Here is a 20975-nt window from a genome sequence, read left to right as displayed (position 1 = left end):
TAGGGAGGGTGAGCCTGCCAGAACCCAAACGCCAAGACACCCGGCTGGACCGCTACCACTCCAGCTATTCGGACCGAACCCACGGGATGCGTGCCTCTGCCGTGCGCGCACTGTTCGCCGTGGCCAACCGGCCGGAGGTGGTCTCGCTCGCGGGTGGCATGCCCAACATCGCTGACCTTCCGCTGGACGTCGTCGCCAACACCCTCTCGGACCTGGTGAAGACCAAGGGCCAGCAGGCCATGCAGTACGGCTCGGGCCAGGGCGAGCCGATGATCCGTGAGCAGATCTGCGAAGTGATGGCCCTGGAGGGCATCGAGGCCCACCCGGACGACATCACCATCACCTGCGGCTCCCAGCAGGGACTCGACCTGGTTACCCGCATCTTCTGCAATCCCGGCGACGTGGTCCTGGCCGAGGCGCCCAGCTATGTCGGTGCCCTGGGCACCTTCGGCAGTTACCAGTGCGAGGTCGTGCACGTGGCCATGGACGACGAGGGGCTCCAGCCCGAGGCCCTGCGTGCCGCGGCACAGGCCTGTGCCGCCGCCGGCAAGCGCGCCAAGTTCCTGTACACGATCCCCAACTTCAACAACCCGTCGGGCGTCACGCAGAGCCTGGAACGCCGCAAGGCCATCGTCGAGGTGTGTCGGGAGCTGGACATCCTCGTCGTCGAGGACAACCCGTACGGGCTGCTCACCCTGGACGCCGAGCCCATCCCCGCGATCCGTTCCCTGGACGAGGAGCAGGTCATCTACCTGGGTTCCTTCTCCAAGACCTTCGCCCCCGGCTTCCGGGTCGGTTGGGTGCTGGCCCCCCATGCGGTGCGCGAGAAGCTGGTGCTGGCGCAGGAGTCCGCCACGCTGTGCCCGCCGGTCTTCAGCCAGTACGCCATCAGCTCGTACCTGGCCAACCATGACTGGAAGGCCCAGATCGTCACCTTCAAGGACATGTACCGCGCCCGTCGCGACGCGATGATGGAGGCCCTTGCGGAGTACATGCCCGAGGGCACAACCTGGACCGAGCCCAAGGGTGGCTTCTTCGTGTGGGTCACCCTGCCGGAGGGCCTGGACACGCAGGCGATGCTTCCCCGCGCGGTCACGGCCCGCGTCGCCTACACCCCGGGTACGGCCTTCTACGCCGACGGGCTGGGCAGCCGCAACATGCGGCTGAGCTACTGCTTCCCACCGCCGGACCGCATCCGGGAGGGCGTGCGACGCCTCGCCGACGTGGTCAACCGCGAGTTCGAGCTGCACCAGACCTTCGGTCTGGACCAGTCGCCCGTCCACCGTCGCATCTCGGGCCCCGGCCCCGAGATCAACTGACACAGCACCAGATTCACCCCCGAGCAAGTACGGAAGGTCAACCATGAGCACCGCAGAGAATCCCGGCGGCCAGCCCCCGGCCACCCAGGACGCCAAGGCTCCCGTCGTGGTCCTGGCCGGTGGCCTGTCCCACGAGCGCGATGTCTCGCTGCGTTCGGGGCGACGGGTGGCCGAAGCCTTGCGTCGCGCCGGCCACAAGGTCACCGAGTCCGACATCAGCTCGGACTTCGTCGGCGTGGTCAAGGGCATCGAAGGCGTCGTGGTCGTGCCCCAGCTGCACGGCGGGATCGGCGAGGACGGAGCCGTGCGCGAGGTGCTGGAGCTCCTGGGCGTCCCTTTCGTGGGCTGCAGTGGTGCCGCCTGCCGCACCACCTTCGACAAGTCCGTCGCCGGTGCCGTGGTCTCTCGCTCGGGCTGGAATGTCCCGGACCAGGTGGCCCTGCCGCACGACATCTTCCGTGAGTTGGGTGCCGCGGCACTGGTGGACGCGCTGGGGGAGCGTCTTGGCTTCCCGCTGATCGTGAAGCCCGCGCGTAGTGGTTCCGCCCTGGGGACCACCAAGGTGAATGCCATGGACGAGCTGCGACAGGCCCTGGTGGCTGCCTATGCCTATGGCCCGGTCGCGATCGTCGAGGAGTTCATCTCCGGCACCGAGGTGGCCGTCACGATCCTGGTGGGCGACGAGCGCACCCAGGTGCTCCCCGCCGTCGAGATCCGCCCGGAGTCCGGAATCTACGACTACTCCGCCCGCTACACCGCCGGCTTCACCCGCTTCATCGTCCCCGCCGGTCTCGACGAGACCGCTGCCCGCAATGCAGATGATCTTGCTCGCGGGGTCGTGCAGGCCCTGCACCTCGACGGAGTGCTGCGCGTGGACATGATCATCGACGACGAGGGCAAGGCCTGGTTCCTGGAGGCCAATGTGGCTCCGGGCATGACCGAGACCTCACTCGCACCGCTGGCCATGCAGGCGGCAGATCTTGATCTTGGACAGCTCTACAGCAAGCTGGTCCAGGAGGCCGCCGCCAAGGGCCCCCGCTCCAAGGTCTGACCCGGGACATGAACACACGAGTGAAACAGCTGGTCATCGGCCTGCTGGGCTGCGCCTTGTCCTTCTTCATGCTCTTCCTGGGGTTGTGGCAGATGGAGGTCTTCCAGTCCCAGGCGGACAACAGTGCCGCCGCTCGTGCGTCCAGCCCCGCGGTTGATCTTGAAGAGAATCTGGTCAATGACAAGGTGGGTGACCTCTATGGCCGTCAGGTGAGTGCCAAGGGCACCTGGTTGGCTGGGCCGCAGTTCCTCGTGGGCACCGAATATCCCCTCCAGGTGGTCGGTGCCCTGCGCACGGAGGGGGGCCGAACCCTGACAGTGGTCCGGGGGAGCATCCCCAAGGGCGCCTCCATCCCGAAGCCCCCCCGGGGCAAGGCCAGCGTCACCGGAGTCATCCTCCCCACCCAGGCCAAGGAATCCGTCCCGCTGCCCGCCGACGCCCCGCAGGGCACACTCGGCTCGGTCCGCCTGGAGCAGCTGGCCCAGAGTTGGCCGGCCCCGATGATTGATGGATTCGTCACCCAGTCGGCCGAGGCGAGTGCGGCCCAGAGCCTGGGCGCGACGAGTCCAGAGATCCCGGACATCGGGGGCGGCAAGACCCGCAACCGCGGCTACGCCCTGCAGTGGTGGGCCTTCGCCGGTTTCGGCTTCGTGGCCACGGCGGTGGCCGTTCGTTCGGTGGGCCGCAGCACGACCGCTGGGTAGTCTGCCGACGGCTGGGTAGTCTGGCGGGGTGAGCGACATCTACGACGATTCCCTGGAAGACCTGACCGAGGACGACCTGCGCGGCCTTCGGGGTGCCCTGACGCGCTACCGCTTCTTCGCCTATGCCACCGGTGTACTGCTGGTGGTGCTGGTATGTGTCGGCATGCCCATGAAGTACCTGGGTGACAATGACACGGTGGTCACCTGGACGGGCGTGCCGCACGGCTGGCTGTACATGGGGCTGCTGATCACCGCCTATGACCTGGGGCGGCGGGCACGCTGGTCCTGGAAGCGGCTGCTGCTCATCGCCCTGGCCGGCACCGTGCCCTTCCTTTCATTCGTCGCGGAGCACTCGGCCCGCCAGGACGTGCTGGACAAGGCTGCCGCATGGGAACGCTACCTGATGCACTGACTGACACAACAATTTGGGGCTTTGTCGAATTATCGACAAAGTCCCAAAACTATTTATTCGCTACTCGCTGGCCCATCACTGACCGTTGACGATGTTGAGGATCCGGTCCAGGTCATCCTCGCTCGCGAACTCGATGGTGATCTTGCCGTGCTTGCGGCCGATGTCCACCTTCACCCGGGTGTCAAAGTGGTCTGACAAGGAGTTCGACAGCTCAACGGCACGGGGGGAGGGTTGCTTGGGGGCCCGCGTGCGGCGGCTCGGCGTGGTACTCTCGTCGCCCATCGCCACGATCTCCTCCACCGCCCGTACGGACAGTCCCTCGGCGACGATGCGCTGGGCGAGCTTCTCCTGGGCGACAGGATCCTCAACCATCAGCAGTGCCCGGGCATGACCAGCCGACAGGACGCCAGCCGCAACGCGACGCTGCACCGGCGCCGGCAGCCTGAGCAGCCGGATCGTGTTGGAGATCTGAGGACGGGATCTCTTGATCTTGGTCGCCAGCTCCTCCTGGGTACACCCGAAGTCACTGAGCATCTGCTGGTAGGCGGCAGCCTCTTCCAACGGGTTCAGCTGGGCGCGGTGCAAGTTCTCCAGGAGGGCATCTCGCAGAAGGTCGCCATCGTCCGTGCCACGCACGATGGCTGGGACCCGTTCCAGGCCCGCGGCGGTCGTGGCTCGCCACCGACGCTCACCCATGATCAACTCGTACTGATCTTGGTCGACCTTGCGCACCACAATGGGCTGGAGGACGCCCACTTCCTTGATCGACTCGACGAGCTCGTTGAGCGCATCCTCGTCGAAGACGGTGCGGGGCTGCTTCGGATTGGGTCTAATCTCACTGACCGGGATCAGCTGGAAGTAGGAGCCATCCTCGAGGGGAGCCGAGGGATCGTTGTCATGATCAACTTCCAGGGCGGGGACCGGACGGTTCTCGTCGACGTCCGTGCGTTGGAAGAGTTCTCCGAGGCCTCGGCCGAGTCCGGACTGGTGTTTCGCGGGCATCAGCGCGCCTTTCCACGGTTGGCGATCTCCTGCGCAGCGCGCCAATAGGCCTTGGCGCCGGCGGAGCTCGGATCGAACTGGAGCAGGGTCTGACCGTAGCTGGGAGCCTCGGCGATACGGACACTGCGGGGGATCTGGGAGCCGAGGGTCTGATCGGCAAAGTGTCGGCGCACCTCACGAGCCACTTGGGCCGACAGCTTGGTGCGCGCATCGAACATCGTCAGCAGCACCGTGGAGAGATCAAGTTCTGGATTCAGCTCTCGCTGGACCACCTGGATGGTGTTCATCAGCTGAGAGACGCCTTCCAGTGCGTAGTACTCACACTGGATCGGAATGATGATCTCACTGGCAGCCACCAGGGCGTTCAGCGTCAGGAGCCCCAGCGACGGGGGGCAGTCAAAGAGGATGTAGTCAACGTCGTGATCCTTGAGGTAGGCGCGAATGGCGCGGGCAAGCCGCTGCTCACGCCCCACCATCTGCACCAGCTGAAGCTCGGCACCAGCAAGATCAACCGTGGCGGGCACTGCTTGCAGTCCAGGAGCCTCAGGGGAGTCGACGACTACATCCACGAGGGGCACCCCATCCAGGAGAACCTCATAAGTACCCGGAGTGCCGGGGCCATGATCAATCCCAAGGGCCGTTGAGGCATTCCCCTGCGGATCCAGATCGAGGACGAGCACCTTGAGGCCGCCATTGGCCAATGATGCGGCAAGATTCACAGTTGTCGTGGTCTTGCCCACGCCGCCCTTCTGGTTGACGACCACCATGACGCGCGTCGAGGCTGGCTTGGGAAAGTCACGCTTGACGTCGCGCGGGATGATGCGCGGTGTACCTGCGATGCGCTGCGTGGGGGAGGTACTCAACGTTCGCATCACCCTTCGAGAGGGGGGAGTGACCTCGTGACGTTCCACGTGAAACATCCCGCGAAAGCCCGACGCCATTCCCCGTCGTCATTACCTGTCGAAGTCTACTAGACCGCGAGGAAAGGCGTTCCAGCGCTCCAGTTCGAGTCACAGTTGGCCGTTTCACGTGAAACGTCAACGCACCGGCGTGATGACCAACGCCTTGGTGACCTCCGCCTCCGGGTGAGCGCGAACAGTGAGCACGGCGGCCTCCATGCGACTCTTCTCCAGACGGCGGGATGCGTCGATGATCTCTTGATCGACAGACTCGCCCTTGAGGGCGACCAGCTTGCCATTCGGGTAGAAGAGGGGGGTGCACCACCCCAGTAGTTTGCTCACATTCGCCACGGCTCGGCAGGTGACGACGTCAAAGACCTGGTCACAGTCCTCGGCTCGACCTCTCTGCACGGTGACGCGCTTGGCGAGACCAAGATCATCCACGGTTTCGCCCAGGAACGTGAACCGGCGCAGGAGTGGCTCCAATAGGGTGATCTCAAGGTCAGGCCTCAGAATCGCCAATGGGATTCCCGGCAGCCCCGACCCCGACCCGACGTCTACCACGGTGCTTCCCACGGGGATCAGGTCCGCCAGGGCAGCGCTGTTCAGGATGTGTCGATCCCACAACCGGTCCTTCTCGCGGGGCCCCATCAGTCCCCATTCGATGCCCTTCGTCCCCAAAATATCGACATAACGATTAATGGTTTGATAGGCGTCTCCATAGACCGCCTCGGCCTGCTCGCTGGGCTGCACCAATGACTCCTTGAATGTAGAGGGCACAAGCCTAACGGCAAGACGCCGCCCAGGTTCCACGTGAAACTCGACGCGCTCAATTGTTTTGTGCCCCACCGCCCCCCAAGCCGTACCTCGAACCAGACCGAGCGATGAGGTCCCCGCGCCAGGTCGACCCATCCGCCGCCCATGGCGTCTGCCGCCCACGGAATGACAGGCGCGATTCCGCTCCCTGACGGGCACTCCTTCCCAAGCCGGAGAGATCGCGAGGCCCGGCTCGGCGGGGTGGAACGTTGGAACGAACTCGACCGACGCCGCGCCAATCAGCGATGTCCCGGGAAGGTGCTGCTCGGACGTGACAGACGTGGGCGGCCATGAGATTCGCGGGCTCGGTCCTCAGCCCACGCCGAGTCCCCGAGTCCACGACGACGTGTGCGCTCACAGATTCCACACGACGCTCTTCGGTCAAGATATCGACATATCTTCTTGGCGCCAGAGTGCTCCAAGAGGTCACTCTTCCTCACCGGTGGTCTGCGAAACCCGGGGCCCTGTGTACAGCCGGGTCCAAGTACCCAGCCCACTTCTGGTTGTAGTCGCCAACCCCCCAGGGTGCGGACATCAGCGAGCGGGAATGTCGGACGTGGAGCGCAACTGCCGATCCATCTCGTCTTCGCTGATCCGCCCCTCTGCGTAATCGCGCAAGACGGCCTCGGCCTCGGCCGGGACGTGGCTGCCCTCCATCTCGGCACTCTGCTTCGCGGCTTCAAGATCAGCCAATCGCGCGACACGCTCCTGGGCGTCGATGCCCTGAGTATCACTCATTCTCAATCCTCACTCCCATACAACGGCGATTGGCCCTCTTGTGCAGCTCCCTCGAACTTCGCGTGGCTTGCAATCTCGCCCGGCACCCCGCAGCGCCACCACGGGCGGCCAGGACCTTCGTCGCCCCAATCACAGACTGGCTCGCGCCAGCTTTCGTCATCCGATGCACCACACCGAACTGCTCTTGATCACTCTCGCCGGACTGCCGGGCGGCAGCCCGGAAACAGACGTCCTTCGGTGCGGCCGTGACTTCGAGGTGGAGGTGACGTCTCCCGCGATGCACCCCAGCGAGCGGAACGCGCATGGGCACATGGCTCGGGCACATGCTCGCACCGATCACCCCTGCCTCCCGCGCACGACCCTGGGCGTCGGATGCCACCCGTCTTCCTCTGACGTTCCACGTGAAACCAACCCGGGCTGCTCATTCGGTGATCTCGCCTCTCAAGTACCTCGGGAGCCAGAGCGACTCCCAGGCCGGGATCTCCTGCGCCATCCAGGAAGGACGCTTCAGCGCCATCTCCGCCAACCGATGGATTCCCCGCTCCCGCGTCAGGTATCCGTGGTGCGACGAGTTCTCGACGCCAAAAGGCGACGACCTCATGCACCGAAACGAGCACGTCATTCACGTCTCGCTCCGAGTACAACCGCCCACCGTGAAGAGCGATACCAGGTGGAGCAGCACGGACGCACGCGGCCTGCGCTTCTATGGAGCGCTGACCATCACCCCGCCCATGATGAAGCAGGCGACCACCTGTCCTGCTCGGCATGAGCCGCCTCCCATCCCGGCGGCACACTCTCCTCTGGGGGATGGGTGCCCTGTGGATGGGTGCGCTGTGGAGTGCCAATGATGTCTGCCCTGGCCGCAGTGTAGTTCTGTCCGGTCTGCAGCATGCGGGTACGCACACGCTTCTTGAAGTCACTGTCTCCCGTCATGGGTGCCTCTACTGCGCTGCCAGCCCCAGCCCGGCTACGCAGTGGGTAGCACACATCACGACAAGAAGAAGGCCCGAGAATCTGCTTCCCTTCGCCTGGTCACGGGAGTTGGGGTCCACGTACCTGCTGGGCGCTGGGCCACTCCTGAATCCCGGCTGGCCACGGAGAGGTTCGGTGTGGCCAGTCATTTCGTGAGCCCTATTGACTCTTTATCGACATATGTCTTTATAGCTTCACCGCTCAAGCCACAGCCTACTGAGCGTCGTGTCGAACAGGGACGCCTGGTGCACCGCGACGAAGCCAAGCCGACGGTAGAAGTCCAAGTCGCGGGGGTTCGCGGACTCCGCCCACATCGGCCCATCGAGTTCGGCCATGCAGTGCCGCATCAACCTCGATGCCAGCCCGGACCTGGAAGCCTGGAAGCCTGGAAGCCTGGAAGCCTGGAAGCAAGCCCAGATCAGCCAAGTAGAAGCCGCCACACTCGGGCGCCCCTTCCAATGCCTGCTGGAAGCGCTCCGCACTCTCCAGTAGAACCTCGTCCCCCAAGAGCTGCCCCATGAAGTCGCGGGGACGAGGCAGCGACGGTTCCCGCTCCATCCCCGAAGGCATCCACAGGGCAGCCCCCAGGATCCTTCCCTCGTCGACGACCGTGAAGGAACGCCCCTGCAGCACAAGTCGTTCGACGGCCAACATGAAGTAGCTGGCCACCCTGCCGAGCCGTTGCTGATCAGACTCGACGAGCTCGGCCGTCGCCTGCTGGGGACCAGCCATCGAACTATGGGGCTCAGCCGCCACAACTGGACCCGTGGGCGGGAAGTCCCACCGAACCAGGGGATCATTGGCCAGCGCTGTGGCCAGCACCGTGCGAATCTGCGGGATCCCCCAGCACACGCCGGCCTGAACTCCATGCTCCCATCGTCCCACCAGACCAAGATCAACACTTTCTTGATCTTGGAATTGGTGCCTGGCGCCCTCTCTGGCCCCAGCGTCGGGCAGGATCCACTTGACGCTCCAGCCACCGGAGACGCCACCGTGGAGACATCAACCAGAACCACACAGCACACGAGAGGACGGGCATGATCGGCATCGGAGAGTTCTCCCACGGGACAGGCCTGAACATCAAGACGCTGCGCTACTACCACGACATCGGCCTCTTGCCCGCGGCCCACGTCGACGATTCCAATGGCTATCGCTCCTAGAGCGCCAGCCAACTCCAGGACGCGGCCCTGCTGCGGGTCCTGCGAGCGACGGGCATGGGCATCCCCCAGATGAAGCAGGCACTCACCCACCCGCACGAGCTCACCGAACTGCTGCAGGCACGTCGTCGCGAACTCGATGCCCAGCGCGAGCTCGAGGACTGGGCACTGACCCATGCACCTCGCTGGCAGGAGTGCGTGAGCATCGAGGCTGTACGGACCCGCGAGTGTGAACCCGTGCACTGGGCCGGGGTAGAGGCACGGATCGGCCTCAAGGAACTGGGGGAGGACCCGCAGGAGTCCGAGGTCGAGGCACGTTTCGAGGGCCTCCAGACCGGCTTCGAGCACTGGATGGCCCAGCTCTCGGAGCTCGGCTGCGCCGTCATCCCGGACAGCTTCTGGATGAGCTTCACCAGCGACCCCCGTCAGCCCAGCGTGCTGCGCGCCTCGTACTGCGTCGAGACCCGAGAACCCCTCCACCCAGGACATCGCGATCGACGGGGTCGACGTGGTCAAGGGCGAGCTTCCGCGGCGCACCGAAGCCTTCGTCACGACCCCGATCCCGACCAGCGAGGAGCCCCCGGCCGAGGAACTCGCCGCCGCCCGGCTGCCCGGTGGCCCGCTGCCCCACCCGACTGCACTCGCCCTGTGCCGCGTCGCCGAGCAGGCGGGCGTCGATTCCGCCCCGCTACGCCAGCGCGCCATCACCCTGACAGAGGGTCAGGTCATCGAGCACAGCCTGACCCTGGCCACACACTGAGCCACGTGGGCATGACAGAGGGGCCGGTGCAGTGCACCGGCCCCTCGACAAGTCCGGGGATCGCCTTGCGCGACCCGTCAGCGGTTCATCACTCGGCGGGCAGCACCACCACGCGACGTTTGGGCTCGACGCCCTCGGACTCGCTGACCAGGCCGGCCTCTGCCACCGCGTCGTGCACGATCTTGCGCTCGAAGGGGTTCATCGGGGCCAGGCGCTGCGCCTCACCGGAGGTCTTCACCTCGGCGATGGCGTCGTGGGCCAGCACCTGCAGCTCCTTGCGACGACGGTCCCGGTGACCGGCGATGTCCAGCATCAGACGGCTGCGGTGGCCGGTCTCGGTCATCACGGCCAGGCGAGCCAGCTCCTGCAGGGCGTCCAGCACCTCCCCGTCCTTGCCCACCAGGGTCTCCGTGTCGGTGACGATGGACACGTGGGCCCGTCCGCCCTCGGTGTAGGTGTCAATGTCGCCGTCGAGGTCTGCGATGTCCAGCAGCTCCTCCAGGTAGTCGGCCGCAATGTCACCCTCTGCGTCCAAAGGATCCTCCGAGTCCTCCTCGTCGTCCTCGGAATCCTGCTCGCTGGCCTTCGACTCCTCCTGCTCGGGAAGCTCCTCGTCCTTGACGGGCTCCTCGACGACGGCGTCGACGGTCTCGGTCTCCACCTGGTCGGTGGCGAGCTCTTCGCTCATGATTTCTCCTAGCTCAAGGGGGTGGTGGCGCGCAGGCCACCCGAAAAAACAGGGGAGGGGCGCGTCACTTCTTCTTGCGCTTCTCACGCGGCTGACGGGCCGGCTGCTGGCGGCGGACCACCTGCTGCGCGGTGCCGTCGGCAGTCTTGCGCACGGTCTGACGGGTGACCCCCTGACGTGCGACGGTGGGACGCTCGCCGGCCTCCTCGTCGACGACGGCCGGCGCAGTCACCGGCATGCCCTTCGTGCGACGACGCTTGGCCCGACGATCGGCCTGGATCTTGTCCGGGTCCAGTCCCTTGGCGCGCATCCGCTCCTCCCAGTCCACATAGGCAGGGGTGTTGGGAGTCGGGTTGTTGTGGATCAGGATGTACTGCTGCACCAAGGTCCAGATGTTGGTGGTCAGCCAGTAGATCAGCACGCCAATCGGGATCGAGACACCGGAGACGGCGTAGATCACCGGGAACATGTACAGCATCATCTTCTGCTGCTGTGCCATCGGGCCCGTCAGGGCCTCCGGCGGCATGTTGCGGACCATCAGCTCCTTCTGCTGGATGAACAGGATGCCCGTCATCAGCACGATCAGGACCAGCGCCATGATCTGGTTGGCGCCGAAGGGTGACGCGGGAAGGAAGCGCTTGGCCAGGCCTGCACCGAGGAAGGTGGCATCGTGCAGGGACTGCACCAGCTCCGGGTTGTTCTTGAAGAAGGTGCCCCGCGGCACGATCGGGTTGCGGGCGGCACCCTCCAGCACGCGGAAGAGCGCCAGGAAGATCGGCATCTGCAGCAGGACCGGCAGGCACGAGGCGGCGGGGTTGACGCCCTCCTCGCGGTAGAGCTTCATGGTCTCCTGGCCCAGTCGTTCGCGGTCATTGCCGTACTTCTCCTGCAGCGCCTTCACCTTGGGCTGGATCAGCTGCATGTCGCGCGCGGAGTTGATCTGCTTCACGAAGATCGGGATCAGCAGGGTACGGATCACGATCACGAGGCTGACGATGCTGAGCACCCAGGTCAGACCCGAGTTGGCACCGAAGACGGGCGCCCACAGCTTGTGCGCAAGGACGATCAGGCCGGAGACGGCCCAGTAGATCGGCTGCATGATCGCGCTGCCGAAGCCCATGAAGGCGTCCTTCAGACCGAAGAACAGCAGCACCGTTTCAAGTGGAGCCATCAGATTTCACCTCTGGTGTTGTGGGAAAGAGCCGACGGCTGGACGTCGGACGGCAGGGAGGCGGAGTCGCTCGAGCCGGCGGCGGCCTGTTCGGCCAGCCAGGCATCGTGCTCGGGACTTCCGGGAACCGGGTCGTAGCCACCCTTCGACCAGGGATTGCAGCGCAGGATGCGCCAGACGGCGAGCAGGCTGCCCATCAGGGCGCCGCGAGTCCGCAAAGCCTGGAGGCCATAGGCCGAACAGGAAGGGTGGTACTTGCAGACATCGCCGTACAGGGGTGAGACCAGGGCACGCCAGAACTTCACGAAGGCGATCAGCAGGTGCTTCACGAGGGGTCCTTCGGATCGGCACCCATACGGGTCAGGCCCAGGCGGGTCATGCACTGGGCCCACGCCTGTGCAAGATCGTCGGACAGGCGTTCCGGTGAGGTGGCCGCTGCCGGCAGGGCCCTGACCACGACGTGGACGTCTGGCGAGCCTGCAAACAGGGGAACCACAAGATGCCGCAGGCGACGCTTCACCCGATTGCGGGTGACAGCGTTGCCCACGGCCTTGGACACAACAAAGCCCACCCGAGATGGGGGGCTGTTGGTCTTGCGTGCGTGCACGACCAGAGTGGGTCTCGCCGCCCTGACCCCTCCGCGGACGGATCCGCGGAAGTCGGATGCCTGTCGCATCCGGTTCTGGGCGGGGAGCACCCGTACTCGTCAGGCAGACAGCTCGGAGCGGCCCTTGCGGCGGCGCGCCGCCATGATGGCGCGACCCGCGCGGGTGCTCATGCGGGCACGGAAGCCGTGGGTACGGCTGCGGCGACGGTTGCTCGGCTGGAAAGTACGCTTGGTCACGGGGATTACTCCCTTTGTCTTCGATGGCGGAACCCGGAACCGACGTTCGACCTTGCAGGGTCCGTTCCGGCACGGGGAAGTGCGTCGCCGACGTCCGGCGACTGGTCAACGATACGGGTTCGTGCCCCCCGAGGGCAAACCGATCCTCAGGTTGGCCACAAGGGGCAATGAACTACACCGATGTAGTCCAGCCGACACGCCGATGGTGCCAAACCTTTCCAGAACCCCGGCTTGCTCGCCGGAAAGCCGTCGAAGTATCGTCACTGCTCTGGACACAGGGTTGTCCACAGGCTGCGGCAGACGGGGAACGCCGTGAGTTGGGTCTTCGCCCACAACCTGTGGAAAACTATGTGGATAGTTTTCAACACACTTCTCCCGCAAGGGGAATCGACGGGCACCTCGCCACCCCACGAGGACACGGACCCGACCGAGGGGCGAAGGATGGGTGCGTGAGTTGAGCAATACGTCGGAGCACAGGGCCCCCACCGACGATCCCGCCTCCCAGCTCACCAAGGCCTGGAAGCACATCCAGGGCCGTGCTCAGGGCCCGAACAAGGCCTGGCTGAAGAACACTCGCCCTCTGACGATGCACGAGTCGACGGTGATGATCGCCGTCCCCAATGAATTCACCCGGGAGCGGATCGAGACCCGGCTCCGCGTCCAGATCGAGGACGCACTGAGTGACTTCTTCCACCGCCAGATGCGGCTGGCCATCACCGTCGAGCCGGACCTGGAGCTCAGCCTCGGCGTCCCGGACCGGGACGAGGACCCCGAGGAACTCGACCCGGAGCCGGCACAGTTCATCCCGAAGCCCGATGCCGAACGCCGACGCCCCGGCACGGCCACTCTGAGCACGCCCTCGCCCTCGAGCAATGACGGCGTCGACCGGCTGAACCCGAAGTACACCTTCGAGACCTTCGTGATCGGTTCCTCCAACCGCTTCGCGCACGCCGCGGCGGCCGCCGTCGCCGAGGCGCCGGGCAAGAGCTACAACCCGTTGATGATCTACGGCGAATCGGGCCTGGGCAAGACCCACCTGCTGCACGCCATCGGCCACTATGTGCACAACTACTACGACCGGGTCCGGGTGAAGTACGTCAGCACCGAGGAGCTGACCAATGACTTCATCAATGCCATCAGTGACAATCGCACGGCCCAGTTCCGCCGCACCTACCGTGACGTCGACGTCCTGCTGATCGACGACATCCAGTTCCTGGAGTCCAAGATCCAGACGCAGGAGGAGTTCTTCCACACCTTCAACACGCTGCACAATGCCCAGAAGCAGATCGTGATGACCTCGGACCGGCCGCCGAAGCTGCTCGAGGCCCTGGAGCCTCGCCTGCGCAGCCGCTTCGAGTGGGGCCTGATCACCGACATCCAGCCGCCGGACCTCGAGACCCGCATCGCCATCCTCAAGCGGATGGCCGCGACGCAGAACCTGACCGCCGGCCCGGACGTGCTGGAGTTCATCGCGTCGAAGATCCAGACCAACATCCGCGAACTGGAGGGTGCGCTGATCCGCGTCACCGCCTTCGCCAGCCTGCAACGTCAGGACGTGGACCTGGAACTTGCGCAGATCGTCCTCAAGGACCTCATCCCTGAGGGCACCGAGAGCGAGGTCACGCCGCAGCTGATCATGAGCGAGACGGCCGACTACTTCGGCATCACCCTGGACGAGCTGACCGGCACCTCCCGCACGCACGTGCTGGTGACCGCCCGACAGATCGCCATGTACCTGTGCCGTGAACTCACGGACATGAGCCTGCCCAAGATCGGCCAGCTCTTCGGCGGCAAGGACCACACGACGGTGATGCACGCGGACCGCAAGATCCGGGAGCTGCTGCGCGAACGTCGCAGTGTCTTCAACCAGGTGACCGAGCTGACCAACCGGATCAAGCAGCAGGGTCAGTAGGCCTGGCACCGCGCTGGCCGAGCTTGTCGAGGTCCCGTCGACGTCACCCCTGGGCGGCTTCGGCCTCCAGCGTTGCCAGGGGCTTGACCAGGATGGCGTCGAGGTAGGTGAGGACGTCCCCGGCCATGTCCACGCCGCGTTCGTCGTAGAGCCACTGCACCTGGAGGCCGTCCATCAGGGCGATCAGGTTGCAGGAAGCCCTGTGCGGATCCACCCCGGGCCGCAGCAGGCCCTCGTCGGCCAGGGTCTGGAACATCACCGCATTCGTGTCCGCCAGCATCTCGTAGCGCAAGGTGAAGTAGGTGTGCGCCGGATGTGAGGGATCCGTGGCCTCCGCCGAGAGGGTGCTGAACAGCTCGACGATGCCGTGCCGCGACGCATTGTGCTCCACGATCCTGACCAGTGCCCGCAGCTGCTGCAGCGCAGTGATGCCCTCGTCATGCGCGTGGAAGCGGACACGGTCGTCCTCGTCGCGCCGGGCCAGCACCTCCAGCAGCAGCTCCTCCTTGGAGTGGAAGTGATAGAGCAGCCCCGGGTGGGTGATGCCCACCCTCGCCGCGATGTCGCGCAGCGACGTGCCGCGGTAACCCACCTCGCCGAAGAGCTGGACGGCGGCCTCGATGATCTGGGCCCGACGTCGGTCTCCCTTGGGGCTTGGCTCGTGCTGCTCGGTTCCGCTCACTGGTCAGGCACTCCTTCTGTCCGTGCGGCATCAGGCGCCGTCAAACCCCAGTATCGGCGTCGTCAGGGGCCATTTCCACCGGCGACACCCCGCGACGAAGGTTGTGCACAATCCACAGGTTGCCTGTGGACAACTGTGGACAACTCGGCTCTTCGTTGTGGGGCGTCGGTGGACGGCCACGAACCGGCCCGGCCGTCCTCCACACCCATCCACGGGACGTCCCTACGTCGTACACACCCCCCAAGAACCGCCAAAGTCAGGATGACAAGCCCAAACGAGGGTTATCCACAGATTCCACAGAAGTGATGACGACGATGAACTGATACATGTCTCCAAGGTCTTCAAAGTCAGCCGGCCCACAACTGTGCACAACCTGCGGGCAAAGCCCCGGTGAACAGCCGGAGAAGGAGCCCTTCACAACCCCCAATGGTCCCTGAGCATGTCCGGAGCACGACGGTTGTCTCAATAGGCTGTGGTCACCAAGACAGGAGAGAAGAAGCCATGCCTAGCCCAGCCTCACCAGAACACGTCACCCAGGCCGCCACGGTTCGTGGCCTGACCAAGCACTATGGCCAGGGAGATGCCACGGTGATCGCCCTCGACGGCGTCGATGTGGACTTCCGTCGGGGAGAGTTCACCGCCGTGATGGGCCCTTCTGGCTCCGGCAAGTCCACGCTGATGCACTGCGCAGCCGGTCTCGACGTCCCCACCTCCGGTGAGGTGACGGTTGGCGACACCCAGATCGGACATCTCAAGGACAAGGAACTCACACAGCTGCGTCGGGACCGGATTGGCTTCATCTTCCAGGCCTTCAACCTGGTGCCGACCCTCACCGCGGAGGAGAACATCCTCCTCCCGCTGGCCATCGCCGGACGTCAGCCGGATGCCGACTGGTACGCACGGATCATCGCGACCGTCGGGCTCGAGTCCAGGCTCAAGCACAAGCCCTCGGAGCTGTCCGGTGGTCAGCAGCAGCGCGTCGCGTGCGCCCGGGCACTGATCGGCCAGCCGGAAATCGTCTTCGCCGACGAGCCCACCGGAAACCTGGACTCACGCTCCTCCGCCGAGGTCCTCGCCTTCCTGCGGCACAGCGTCGACGAGTTCGGGCAGACCATCGTGATGGTCACCCATGACCCGGTGGCCGCAAGCTATGCCGACCGCGCCCTCTTCCTTGCCGACGGGCGGATCGTCGGCGACGTGGCGGATCCGACGCGGGAGTCGGTCCTGGCGCAGATGGCGCGTCTGGACCCTCGCTTCCTCGACGAGGACGTGGCCGCGGACCAGGCTGCGGCCCGACGCAATGCCGATGACGTCGAGCATCCGACGGAGCGGACCGCTCCGATGCGCGGGATCATCGATGACTCGGCGGACGACTTCTCCTCCGAGGACGCACCGGCACGTCCACGCCACGTCTCGGAGGGATGAGATGTACAAGGCGGCCCTGAAATCCCTGCTGGCGCGCAAGCTGCGTCTGGTGATGAGCGCCCTTGCCATCGTCCTTGGCGTCGCCTTCGTGGCGGGAACCCTGATCTTCACCGGCATGCTGAAGTCCACCTTCGACGACATCATGCGCGGAACCGTCGCCGACGTGAACGTCGTGGTGAAGGGCACCTATGACCCTCAGTCCATGAACATGCAGCAGATGTCCTCGACGGCCATGCCGCTGACCCCCAAGGAGCTGGCGAAGATCCGCGCCGTGCCGGGCGTGCAGCACGCCGAGGGCACCATCTCCATGACCGAGGTCTTCCCCCTGGACACCAAGGGCAAGGTGCTGGCCGTCGGTGGCGCCCCCGCCATTGCGTCCAACTGGGTGACGGCGCCGGCGCTGGGCAATAAGGCCGGCATCACGCTGCTCTCCGGCCATGAGCCGCGCGCCGCCGATGAGGTGGTGGTGGATCCGAAGACCCTCGAGCGTTCCGGTCACCAGCTGGGCGAGACCATGAACTTCGTCGGTGCCTCCACCGGGAAGTTCAGCAAGAAGGTGGTGGGCACGGCCTCCTGGGGCAGCGGAGGCACGGCCGGTGCGATGTACTCCTTCTACTCCACCAGCGAGGCGCAAAAGCTCTTCCTGGGCGGCAAGGACGTCTACCAGACCGGCTGGGTGAGCCTCGAACCGGGCCAGGACCCGGTGGCCAGGAGCGCAGAGATCAACAAGCTGGTTCCGCAGGGCTACGAGGCCGTCGATGGGGAGAAGGCGGCCGACGCCACTGCCAATGCGGTGGGCGAGATGCTCAACTTCATCGACACCTTCCTGCTGGTCTTCGCCGCGATCGCCCTGGTGGTGGCGAGCTTCCTGATCGTCAACACCTTCGCGATCCTGGTGGCGCAACGCAGCAAGGAGCTGGCGCTCTTCCGGGCGATGGGTGCCAGCCGTGGCCAGGTGCGCAACACGGTGCTCTTCGAGGCGCTGGTGATCGGTCTGATCGGCGCGACGGTGGGCCTGTTCGTCGGCTGGCTGCTGGCGCTGGGCATCATCGCCCTGTTCACGCAGATGGGCATGGACTTCGGTCGCGAGATGCCGCGCCCCGGCTGGGATGCCGTGCTGGCCTCCTATGCCATCGGCATCCTGGTCACGATGGCCGCGGCCTGGATGCCGGCCCGCACCGCGGGGCGGGTACCACCCGTGGTCGCCATGACCGGGGTGAACGGCAGCAAGGACAAGGGGCTGGGCCGGCGGATCTGGATCGGCCTGTTCTTGGTGCTCGCGGGTGCCCTGGCCATGGCTGCGGGCCTGTGGTGGTTGGACGAGAAGCGGGCCCTGGCCACTGGTCTGGGTGCCGTGGCCGTCCTGCTGGGCGTGGCCGCGGCCAGCCCCTGGATGGGCCGCCCGGTCACCTGGATCCTGGGCCGGTTGTACCGGGCGGTCTTCGGCGAGGTCGGCAAGCTGGCCGAACTCAATGCCGTGCGCCAGCCCCGCCGCACCGCCGCCACCGCATCGGCCCTGATGCTCTCGCTGGCCCTGGTCAGTGCGCTGTCCGTGCTCGGAGCCTCCGCGTCGGGCTCACTGCGCACCCAGATCAGCGAGGGACTACGGGGCGATCTGCTCGTCGAGTCCGCCACCTTCGGGAACTTCCCGCACACCATTGCGGAGAAGGCGCAACAGGTCGACGGGGTCGAGAAGGTCAACGTCCTGCGCGGCGGGATGGCGATGCGCGATGGGCAGCGCACCTGGATCGCGGTGCAGGATCCGGAGAGCTTCGACCGGATGCTGGCGCAGGAGCTGGTGGACGGACGCCAGGCCACGGGCAGCAATGAGACGCTGCTGAACAAGGATGCCGCCGACGAGTGGGGCAAGAAGGTGGGCGACGTGGTCACCGTCGTCGGAGGGAACCGCAAGCCGGTCCCGCTGAAGGTGGTGGGCCTGTTCACCAATGCCGAGGGCGGTGGGATGGGCAACCTGGTGGTCAACCAGCAGACCGGGGCCCAGTTCGTCCCGCCGAACCAGGACCAGATGCTGACCGTCGACCTCGCGCCGGGAGCGGACCTCACGAGAGTCCACACCGAGCTGGACCGGATCACCGAGGAACTGCCGATGGTGCGGGTGATGGATTCCGCGGAGCTGATCGAGAACCGCTCCAGCCAGGTCAACCAGCTGCTGAACGTGATCTACGCACTGCTGGGCCTGGCCGTGGTGATCTCCATCCTGGGAATCGTCAACACCTTGGGCCTGTCAGTGGTGGAGCGCACCAGGGAGATCGGGCTGCTGCGCGCCATTGCCCTCACCCGGGGGCAGTTGCGCACCATGATCACGCTGGAATCGGTGGTGATCGCACTGCTCGGCTCGGTGCTGGGCATCACCCTGGGCGTCGTCTTCGGTGCGGCCTTGCAGCACGTGCTGGCCGACAGCGGCCTGTCCTCGCTGACCATCCCGTGGGCCAGGTTGCTGGTCTTCCTGGCTGTGGCCGCCTTGGTGGGCGTGCTGGCAGCGGTGTGGCCGGCCAGGCGGGCCGCCCGGCTGAATGTGCTGGATGCCATTGCCCAGGAGTGATCCCGACGGCCCGTGGCACCCTCAGGCTGGGCTGGAGGGTTGCCGCGGGCCGTCGCGTCGAGGTCCGAGCTCGGATATGATGCCAGCGCCGCACTGCAGACACCGTCGGCCGGACAAACCGGCCAGCCAGCACGGGGTTTGCAGGCATTTGGACCTACGAAGGGGACGTCAGTGAAGATCCGCCTGGAACGCGATGTGATGGCCGAGGCAGTTGCCTGGGCCGCCCGTAGCCTGCCCAGCCGCCCGAGCGTCCCGATCCTGGCCGGCCTGCTGGTCAAGGCGACGCCCGAGGGCGTCACCATGTCCTCCTTCGACTACGAGACCTCCGCCCAGATCAATGTTTCCGCCGAGGTCGTCGAGCCCGGCGAGGCACTCGTCTCCGGCCGCCTGCTGGCCGACATCGCCCGCAGCCTGCCCGGCAAGCCCGTCGAACTCACCAGCGACGAGTCCCGGATGGAGCTGGTCTGCGGATCGGCCCGTTTCACCCTGCAGACGCTGCCCGTCGCGGACTATCCGAACCTGCCGGAGATGCCCGCAGCCACCGGCACCGTGGTCAGCGACGACTTCGCCAAGGCCGTCGGCCAAGTGGTGGTTGCCGCCGGACGCGACGAGCTGCTGCCCGTCTTCACCGGTGTGCGGGTGGAGATCGAGGGCGAGACTCTCTCCCTGCTGGCCACCGACCGTTACCGGATGGCGCTCAAGGAACTCACCTGGCGCCCGGCGGACTCGCAGGCCTCCGGTGCAGCGCTGGTCCCGGCCAAGGTCCTCAGCGAGACCGCGAAGAGCATGGGCGCCGGCGACAACATCACCATGAGCCTGTCCAATGCCTCGGCCGGCGACGGCCTGATCGGCTTCGAGGGTGAGGGCTCCGGCGGCACCCGCCAGATCACCACCCGCCTGCTCGACGGCGAGTTCCCCAAGGTGCGCCACCTGATGAATGTGCAGGCCGCCCTGTCCGTGCGCGTCAACACCGCCGAGCTGATCAGCTCCGTGAAGCGCGTCGCCCTGGTGGCGGAGCGCAACACCCCGCTGCGGATGATCATCGGCGACGGGCAGGTGGCCCTCGAGGCCGCCACCGGCGACCAGGCACAGGCTTCGGAGGCGATCGAGGCCGTCGTGGAGAACCACGCCGGCGGCGAGAGCCCGATCACGGCAGCCGGCTTCAACCCGCACTACCTGCAGGATGCGCTGGCGGCCCTGGACACCCCCTACGTGCACTTCGCCTTCACCGCCCCCGGCAAGCCGTGTCTGGTGATGGGCCTGGCGGACCTGGACTCCGATCCGCTGCCCGACTACAAGCACGTCATCATGCTGATGCGTCTGCCCAACTGAGCAGAGCGCCAGAGTCAACTGGGGCACCCCGATTCTCGGGGTGCCCCAGTGCTGTGTCCGGGTCTTGGTGAACTTGGTCCGGCCGTGTCCTTCCCTAGCGCCACAACGTCGCATAGGGTGTGAAATAAGTCACATCGCATGTGACGAGTGTGGCAGGGACTTCCCGGGTGGGGGCTCCGTCCGGGAATCAAGGAGCCCACCCGGTTGGCGAATGGCATTCATGGTCCGGTCATGGTCGTCGGCCGGGTGGGCGCCCCCTGAATTGGCTGGACCAGCTCCCCGCATCAGTTGGTCAAGTGACCCATCTTCCCGATCGAGCGATGGGGAGCCGGCGACACGTTCAAAGTGCACTGGGGTGCGGAATTCGCTCGTTCGGAAGATCCCTTCGGCTGTCCACAGGGACACAGACTGTGGACAAGCTCTCCTCGAGCACGCTGTGAGCGGCCGAGGTGCACACGAGCCCCACCAGTACCCCGAACTTCCCTACGCTGATGATCGAACGGTGCACACACCGAGCAACCTTCGGAA

General features: G+C 65.8%; 20 protein-coding genes and 1 pseudogene. 10 read left to right on the top strand and 11 right to left on the bottom strand.

Going from position 1 to position 20975, the window contains the following annotated elements; translation table 11 throughout:
- Positions 1 to 8: 8 nt before the first annotated feature.
- Genes EDD41_RS10175 through EDD41_RS10160 form a run of 4 tightly spaced genes read left to right on the top strand, consistent with a single transcriptional unit; the run spans position 9 to position 3486 of the window.
- Positions 9 to 1319, top strand: coding sequence for an aminotransferase-like domain-containing protein (locus EDD41_RS10175; protein WP_245995610.1), 1311 nt, complete (start codon positions 9 to 11; stop codon positions 1317 to 1319).
- A 43-nt stretch (positions 1320 to 1362) separates the two neighbouring features.
- Positions 1363 to 2370, top strand: a complete 1008-nt coding sequence (locus tag EDD41_RS10170; RefSeq protein ID WP_094764288.1) for a D-alanine--D-alanine ligase family protein — start codon at positions 1363 to 1365, stop codon at positions 2368 to 2370.
- 8 nt (positions 2371 to 2378) lie between these two features.
- Positions 2379 to 3074 (top strand): SURF1 family protein, encoded by a 696-nt coding sequence (locus tag EDD41_RS10165; RefSeq protein WP_123575817.1) that lies wholly within the window; start codon positions 2379 to 2381, stop codon positions 3072 to 3074.
- A 28-nt stretch (positions 3075 to 3102) separates the two neighbouring features.
- Entirely contained in the window at positions 3103 to 3486 is a 384-nt protein-coding gene (locus EDD41_RS10160; RefSeq protein ID WP_179110626.1) for a DUF3817 domain-containing protein, read from the top strand.
- A gap of 75 nt (positions 3487 to 3561) precedes the next feature.
- Here the strand turns inward: EDD41_RS10160 and EDD41_RS10155 are convergent, their stop codons facing one another.
- The 5 genes from EDD41_RS10155 to EDD41_RS16865 form a co-directional block, all read right to left on the bottom strand.
- Positions 3562 to 4488 (bottom strand): ParB/RepB/Spo0J family partition protein, encoded by a 927-nt coding sequence (locus EDD41_RS10155; RefSeq protein ID WP_123575816.1) that lies wholly within the window; start codon positions 4486 to 4488, stop codon positions 3562 to 3564.
- On the bottom strand, positions 4488 to 5255 hold the full coding sequence (locus EDD41_RS10150; protein WP_245995750.1) for a ParA family protein: 768 nt from the start codon (positions 5253 to 5255) through the stop codon (positions 4488 to 4490). Before EDD41_RS10150 ends, EDD41_RS10155 begins: the two co-directional genes overlap by 1 nt.
- 270 nt (positions 5256 to 5525) lie before the next feature.
- Complete coding sequence (gene rsmG / locus EDD41_RS10145) at positions 5526 to 6143, bottom strand: 16S rRNA (guanine(527)-N(7))-methyltransferase RsmG (RefSeq protein WP_425454333.1); 618 nt, start codon at positions 6141 to 6143, stop codon at positions 5526 to 5528.
- Between the two features lie 594 nt (positions 6144 to 6737).
- Positions 6738 to 6941: an antitoxin VbhA family protein gene (locus tag EDD41_RS10140; RefSeq protein WP_123575813.1), complete on the bottom strand. Its 204-nt coding sequence runs from the start codon at positions 6939 to 6941 to the stop codon at positions 6738 to 6740.
- A gap of 1166 nt (positions 6942 to 8107) precedes the next feature.
- The gene (locus EDD41_RS16865; protein WP_170165321.1) at positions 8108 to 8248 is read right to left on the bottom strand and encodes a hypothetical protein; all 141 of its coding nucleotides are present in this window, start codon (positions 8246 to 8248) and stop codon (positions 8108 to 8110) included.
- Positions 8249 to 8950: 702 nt separating this feature from the next.
- Between EDD41_RS16865 and EDD41_RS10130 the strand changes: the two genes are divergently transcribed.
- Both EDD41_RS10130 and EDD41_RS10125 read left to right on the top strand, forming a co-directional pair.
- Positions 8951 to 9073, top strand: a complete 123-nt coding sequence (locus EDD41_RS10130) for a MerR family DNA-binding transcriptional regulator (RefSeq protein ID WP_123575812.1) — start codon at positions 8951 to 8953, stop codon at positions 9071 to 9073.
- Between the two features lie 505 nt (positions 9074 to 9578).
- On the top strand, positions 9579 to 9830 hold the full coding sequence (locus tag EDD41_RS10125) for a hypothetical protein (protein ID WP_123575811.1): 252 nt from the start codon (positions 9579 to 9581) through the stop codon (positions 9828 to 9830).
- Positions 9831 to 9918: 88 nt separating this feature from the next.
- On the opposite strand, the gene EDD41_RS10120 is transcribed toward EDD41_RS10125, so the two are convergent.
- The 5 genes and pseudogenes from EDD41_RS10120 to rpmH form a co-directional block, all read right to left on the bottom strand.
- Positions 9919 to 10518, bottom strand: coding sequence for a Jag family protein (locus EDD41_RS10120; RefSeq protein ID WP_123575810.1), 600 nt, complete (start codon positions 10516 to 10518; stop codon positions 9919 to 9921).
- 64 nt (positions 10519 to 10582) lie between these two features.
- Positions 10583 to 11689, bottom strand: coding sequence for a membrane protein insertase YidC (gene yidC, locus EDD41_RS10115; protein ID WP_370596993.1), 1107 nt, complete (start codon positions 11687 to 11689; stop codon positions 10583 to 10585).
- A gap of 98 nt (positions 11690 to 11787) precedes the next feature.
- A pseudogene (gene yidD / locus EDD41_RS10110) lies at positions 11788 to 12009 on the bottom strand (membrane protein insertion efficiency factor YidD); the annotation flags it as partial.
- Between the two features lie 5 nt (positions 12010 to 12014).
- Positions 12015 to 12386 carry a ribonuclease P protein component gene (gene rnpA / locus EDD41_RS10105; RefSeq protein WP_094764278.1) on the bottom strand — a complete coding sequence of 124 codons (372 nt, stop codon included), beginning with the start codon at positions 12384 to 12386 and terminating at the stop codon, positions 12015 to 12017.
- Between the two features lie 9 nt (positions 12387 to 12395).
- Positions 12396 to 12533 (bottom strand): 50S ribosomal protein L34, encoded by a 138-nt coding sequence (gene rpmH, locus EDD41_RS10100; protein WP_094764277.1) that lies wholly within the window; start codon positions 12531 to 12533, stop codon positions 12396 to 12398.
- A 445-nt stretch (positions 12534 to 12978) separates the two neighbouring features.
- Between rpmH and dnaA the strand changes: the two genes are divergently transcribed.
- Positions 12979 to 14445, top strand: a complete 1467-nt coding sequence (dnaA, locus tag EDD41_RS10095) for a chromosomal replication initiator protein DnaA (RefSeq protein WP_123575809.1) — start codon at positions 12979 to 12981, stop codon at positions 14443 to 14445.
- A 43-nt stretch (positions 14446 to 14488) separates the two neighbouring features.
- Here the strand turns inward: dnaA and EDD41_RS10090 are convergent, their stop codons facing one another.
- Complete coding sequence (locus tag EDD41_RS10090; RefSeq protein ID WP_123575808.1) at positions 14489 to 15127, bottom strand: TetR/AcrR family transcriptional regulator; 639 nt, start codon at positions 15125 to 15127, stop codon at positions 14489 to 14491.
- 501 nt (positions 15128 to 15628) lie between these two features.
- Here EDD41_RS10090 and EDD41_RS10085 point away from each other — a divergent pair.
- The 3 genes from EDD41_RS10085 (at position 15629) to dnaN (ending at position 20447) form a co-directional block, all read left to right on the top strand.
- On the top strand, positions 15629 to 16552 hold the full coding sequence (locus EDD41_RS10085; protein ID WP_123575807.1) for an ABC transporter ATP-binding protein: 924 nt from the start codon (positions 15629 to 15631) through the stop codon (positions 16550 to 16552).
- A gap of 1 nt (position 16553) precedes the next feature.
- Positions 16554 to 19115 (top strand): ABC transporter permease, encoded by a 2562-nt coding sequence (locus tag EDD41_RS10080; RefSeq protein ID WP_170165320.1) that lies wholly within the window; start codon positions 16554 to 16556, stop codon positions 19113 to 19115.
- A 171-nt stretch (positions 19116 to 19286) separates the two neighbouring features.
- A complete protein-coding gene (gene dnaN, locus EDD41_RS10075) occupies positions 19287 to 20447 on the top strand; it encodes a DNA polymerase III subunit beta (RefSeq protein WP_123575805.1) in 1161 nt (386 codons plus the stop codon).
- The last annotated feature ends 528 nt before the right edge of the window (positions 20448 to 20975 follow it).

This window comes from Luteococcus japonicus (assembly GCF_003752415.1).
Classification (GTDB): Bacteria; Actinomycetota; Actinomycetes; order Propionibacteriales; family Propionibacteriaceae; genus Luteococcus; species Luteococcus japonicus.
This window is presented reverse-complemented; position numbering and strand designations above follow the sequence as displayed.

Bases quoted from the DNA above. Each gene is read 5' to 3' on its own strand.
- EDD41_RS10170 (WP_094764288.1), top strand. From the start codon at position 1,363: ATGAGCACCGCAGAGAATCCCGGCGGCCAGCCCCCGGCCACCCAGGAC.
- EDD41_RS10165 (WP_123575817.1), top strand. From the start codon at position 2,379: ATGAACACACGAGTGAAACAGCTGGTCATCGGCCTGCTGGGCTGCGCC.
- EDD41_RS10155 (WP_123575816.1), bottom strand. From the start codon at position 4,488: ATGCCCGCGAAACACCAGTCCGGACTCGGCCGAGGCCTCGGAGAACTC.
- EDD41_RS10150 (WP_245995750.1), bottom strand. From the start codon at position 5,255: ATGGTGGTCGTCAACCAGAAGGGCGGCGTGGGCAAGACCACGACAACT.
- EDD41_RS10140 (WP_123575813.1), bottom strand. From the start codon at position 6,941: ATGAGTGATACTCAGGGCATCGACGCCCAGGAGCGTGTCGCGCGATTG.
- EDD41_RS16865 (WP_170165321.1), bottom strand. From the start codon at position 8,248: ATGGCCGAACTCGATGGGCCGATGTGGGCGGAGTCCGCGAACCCCCGC.
- EDD41_RS10130 (WP_123575812.1), top strand. From the start codon at position 8,951: ATGATCGGCATCGGAGAGTTCTCCCACGGGACAGGCCTGAACATCAAG.
- EDD41_RS10120 (WP_123575810.1), bottom strand. From the start codon at position 10,518: ATGAGCGAAGAGCTCGCCACCGACCAGGTGGAGACCGAGACCGTCGAC.
- yidC (WP_370596993.1), bottom strand. From the start codon at position 11,689: ATGGCTCCACTTGAAACGGTGCTGCTGTTCTTCGGTCTGAAGGACGCC.
- EDD41_RS10085 (WP_123575807.1), top strand. From the start codon at position 15,629: ATGCCTAGCCCAGCCTCACCAGAACACGTCACCCAGGCCGCCACGGTT.
- EDD41_RS10080 (WP_170165320.1), top strand. From the start codon at position 16,554: ATGTACAAGGCGGCCCTGAAATCCCTGCTGGCGCGCAAGCTGCGTCTG.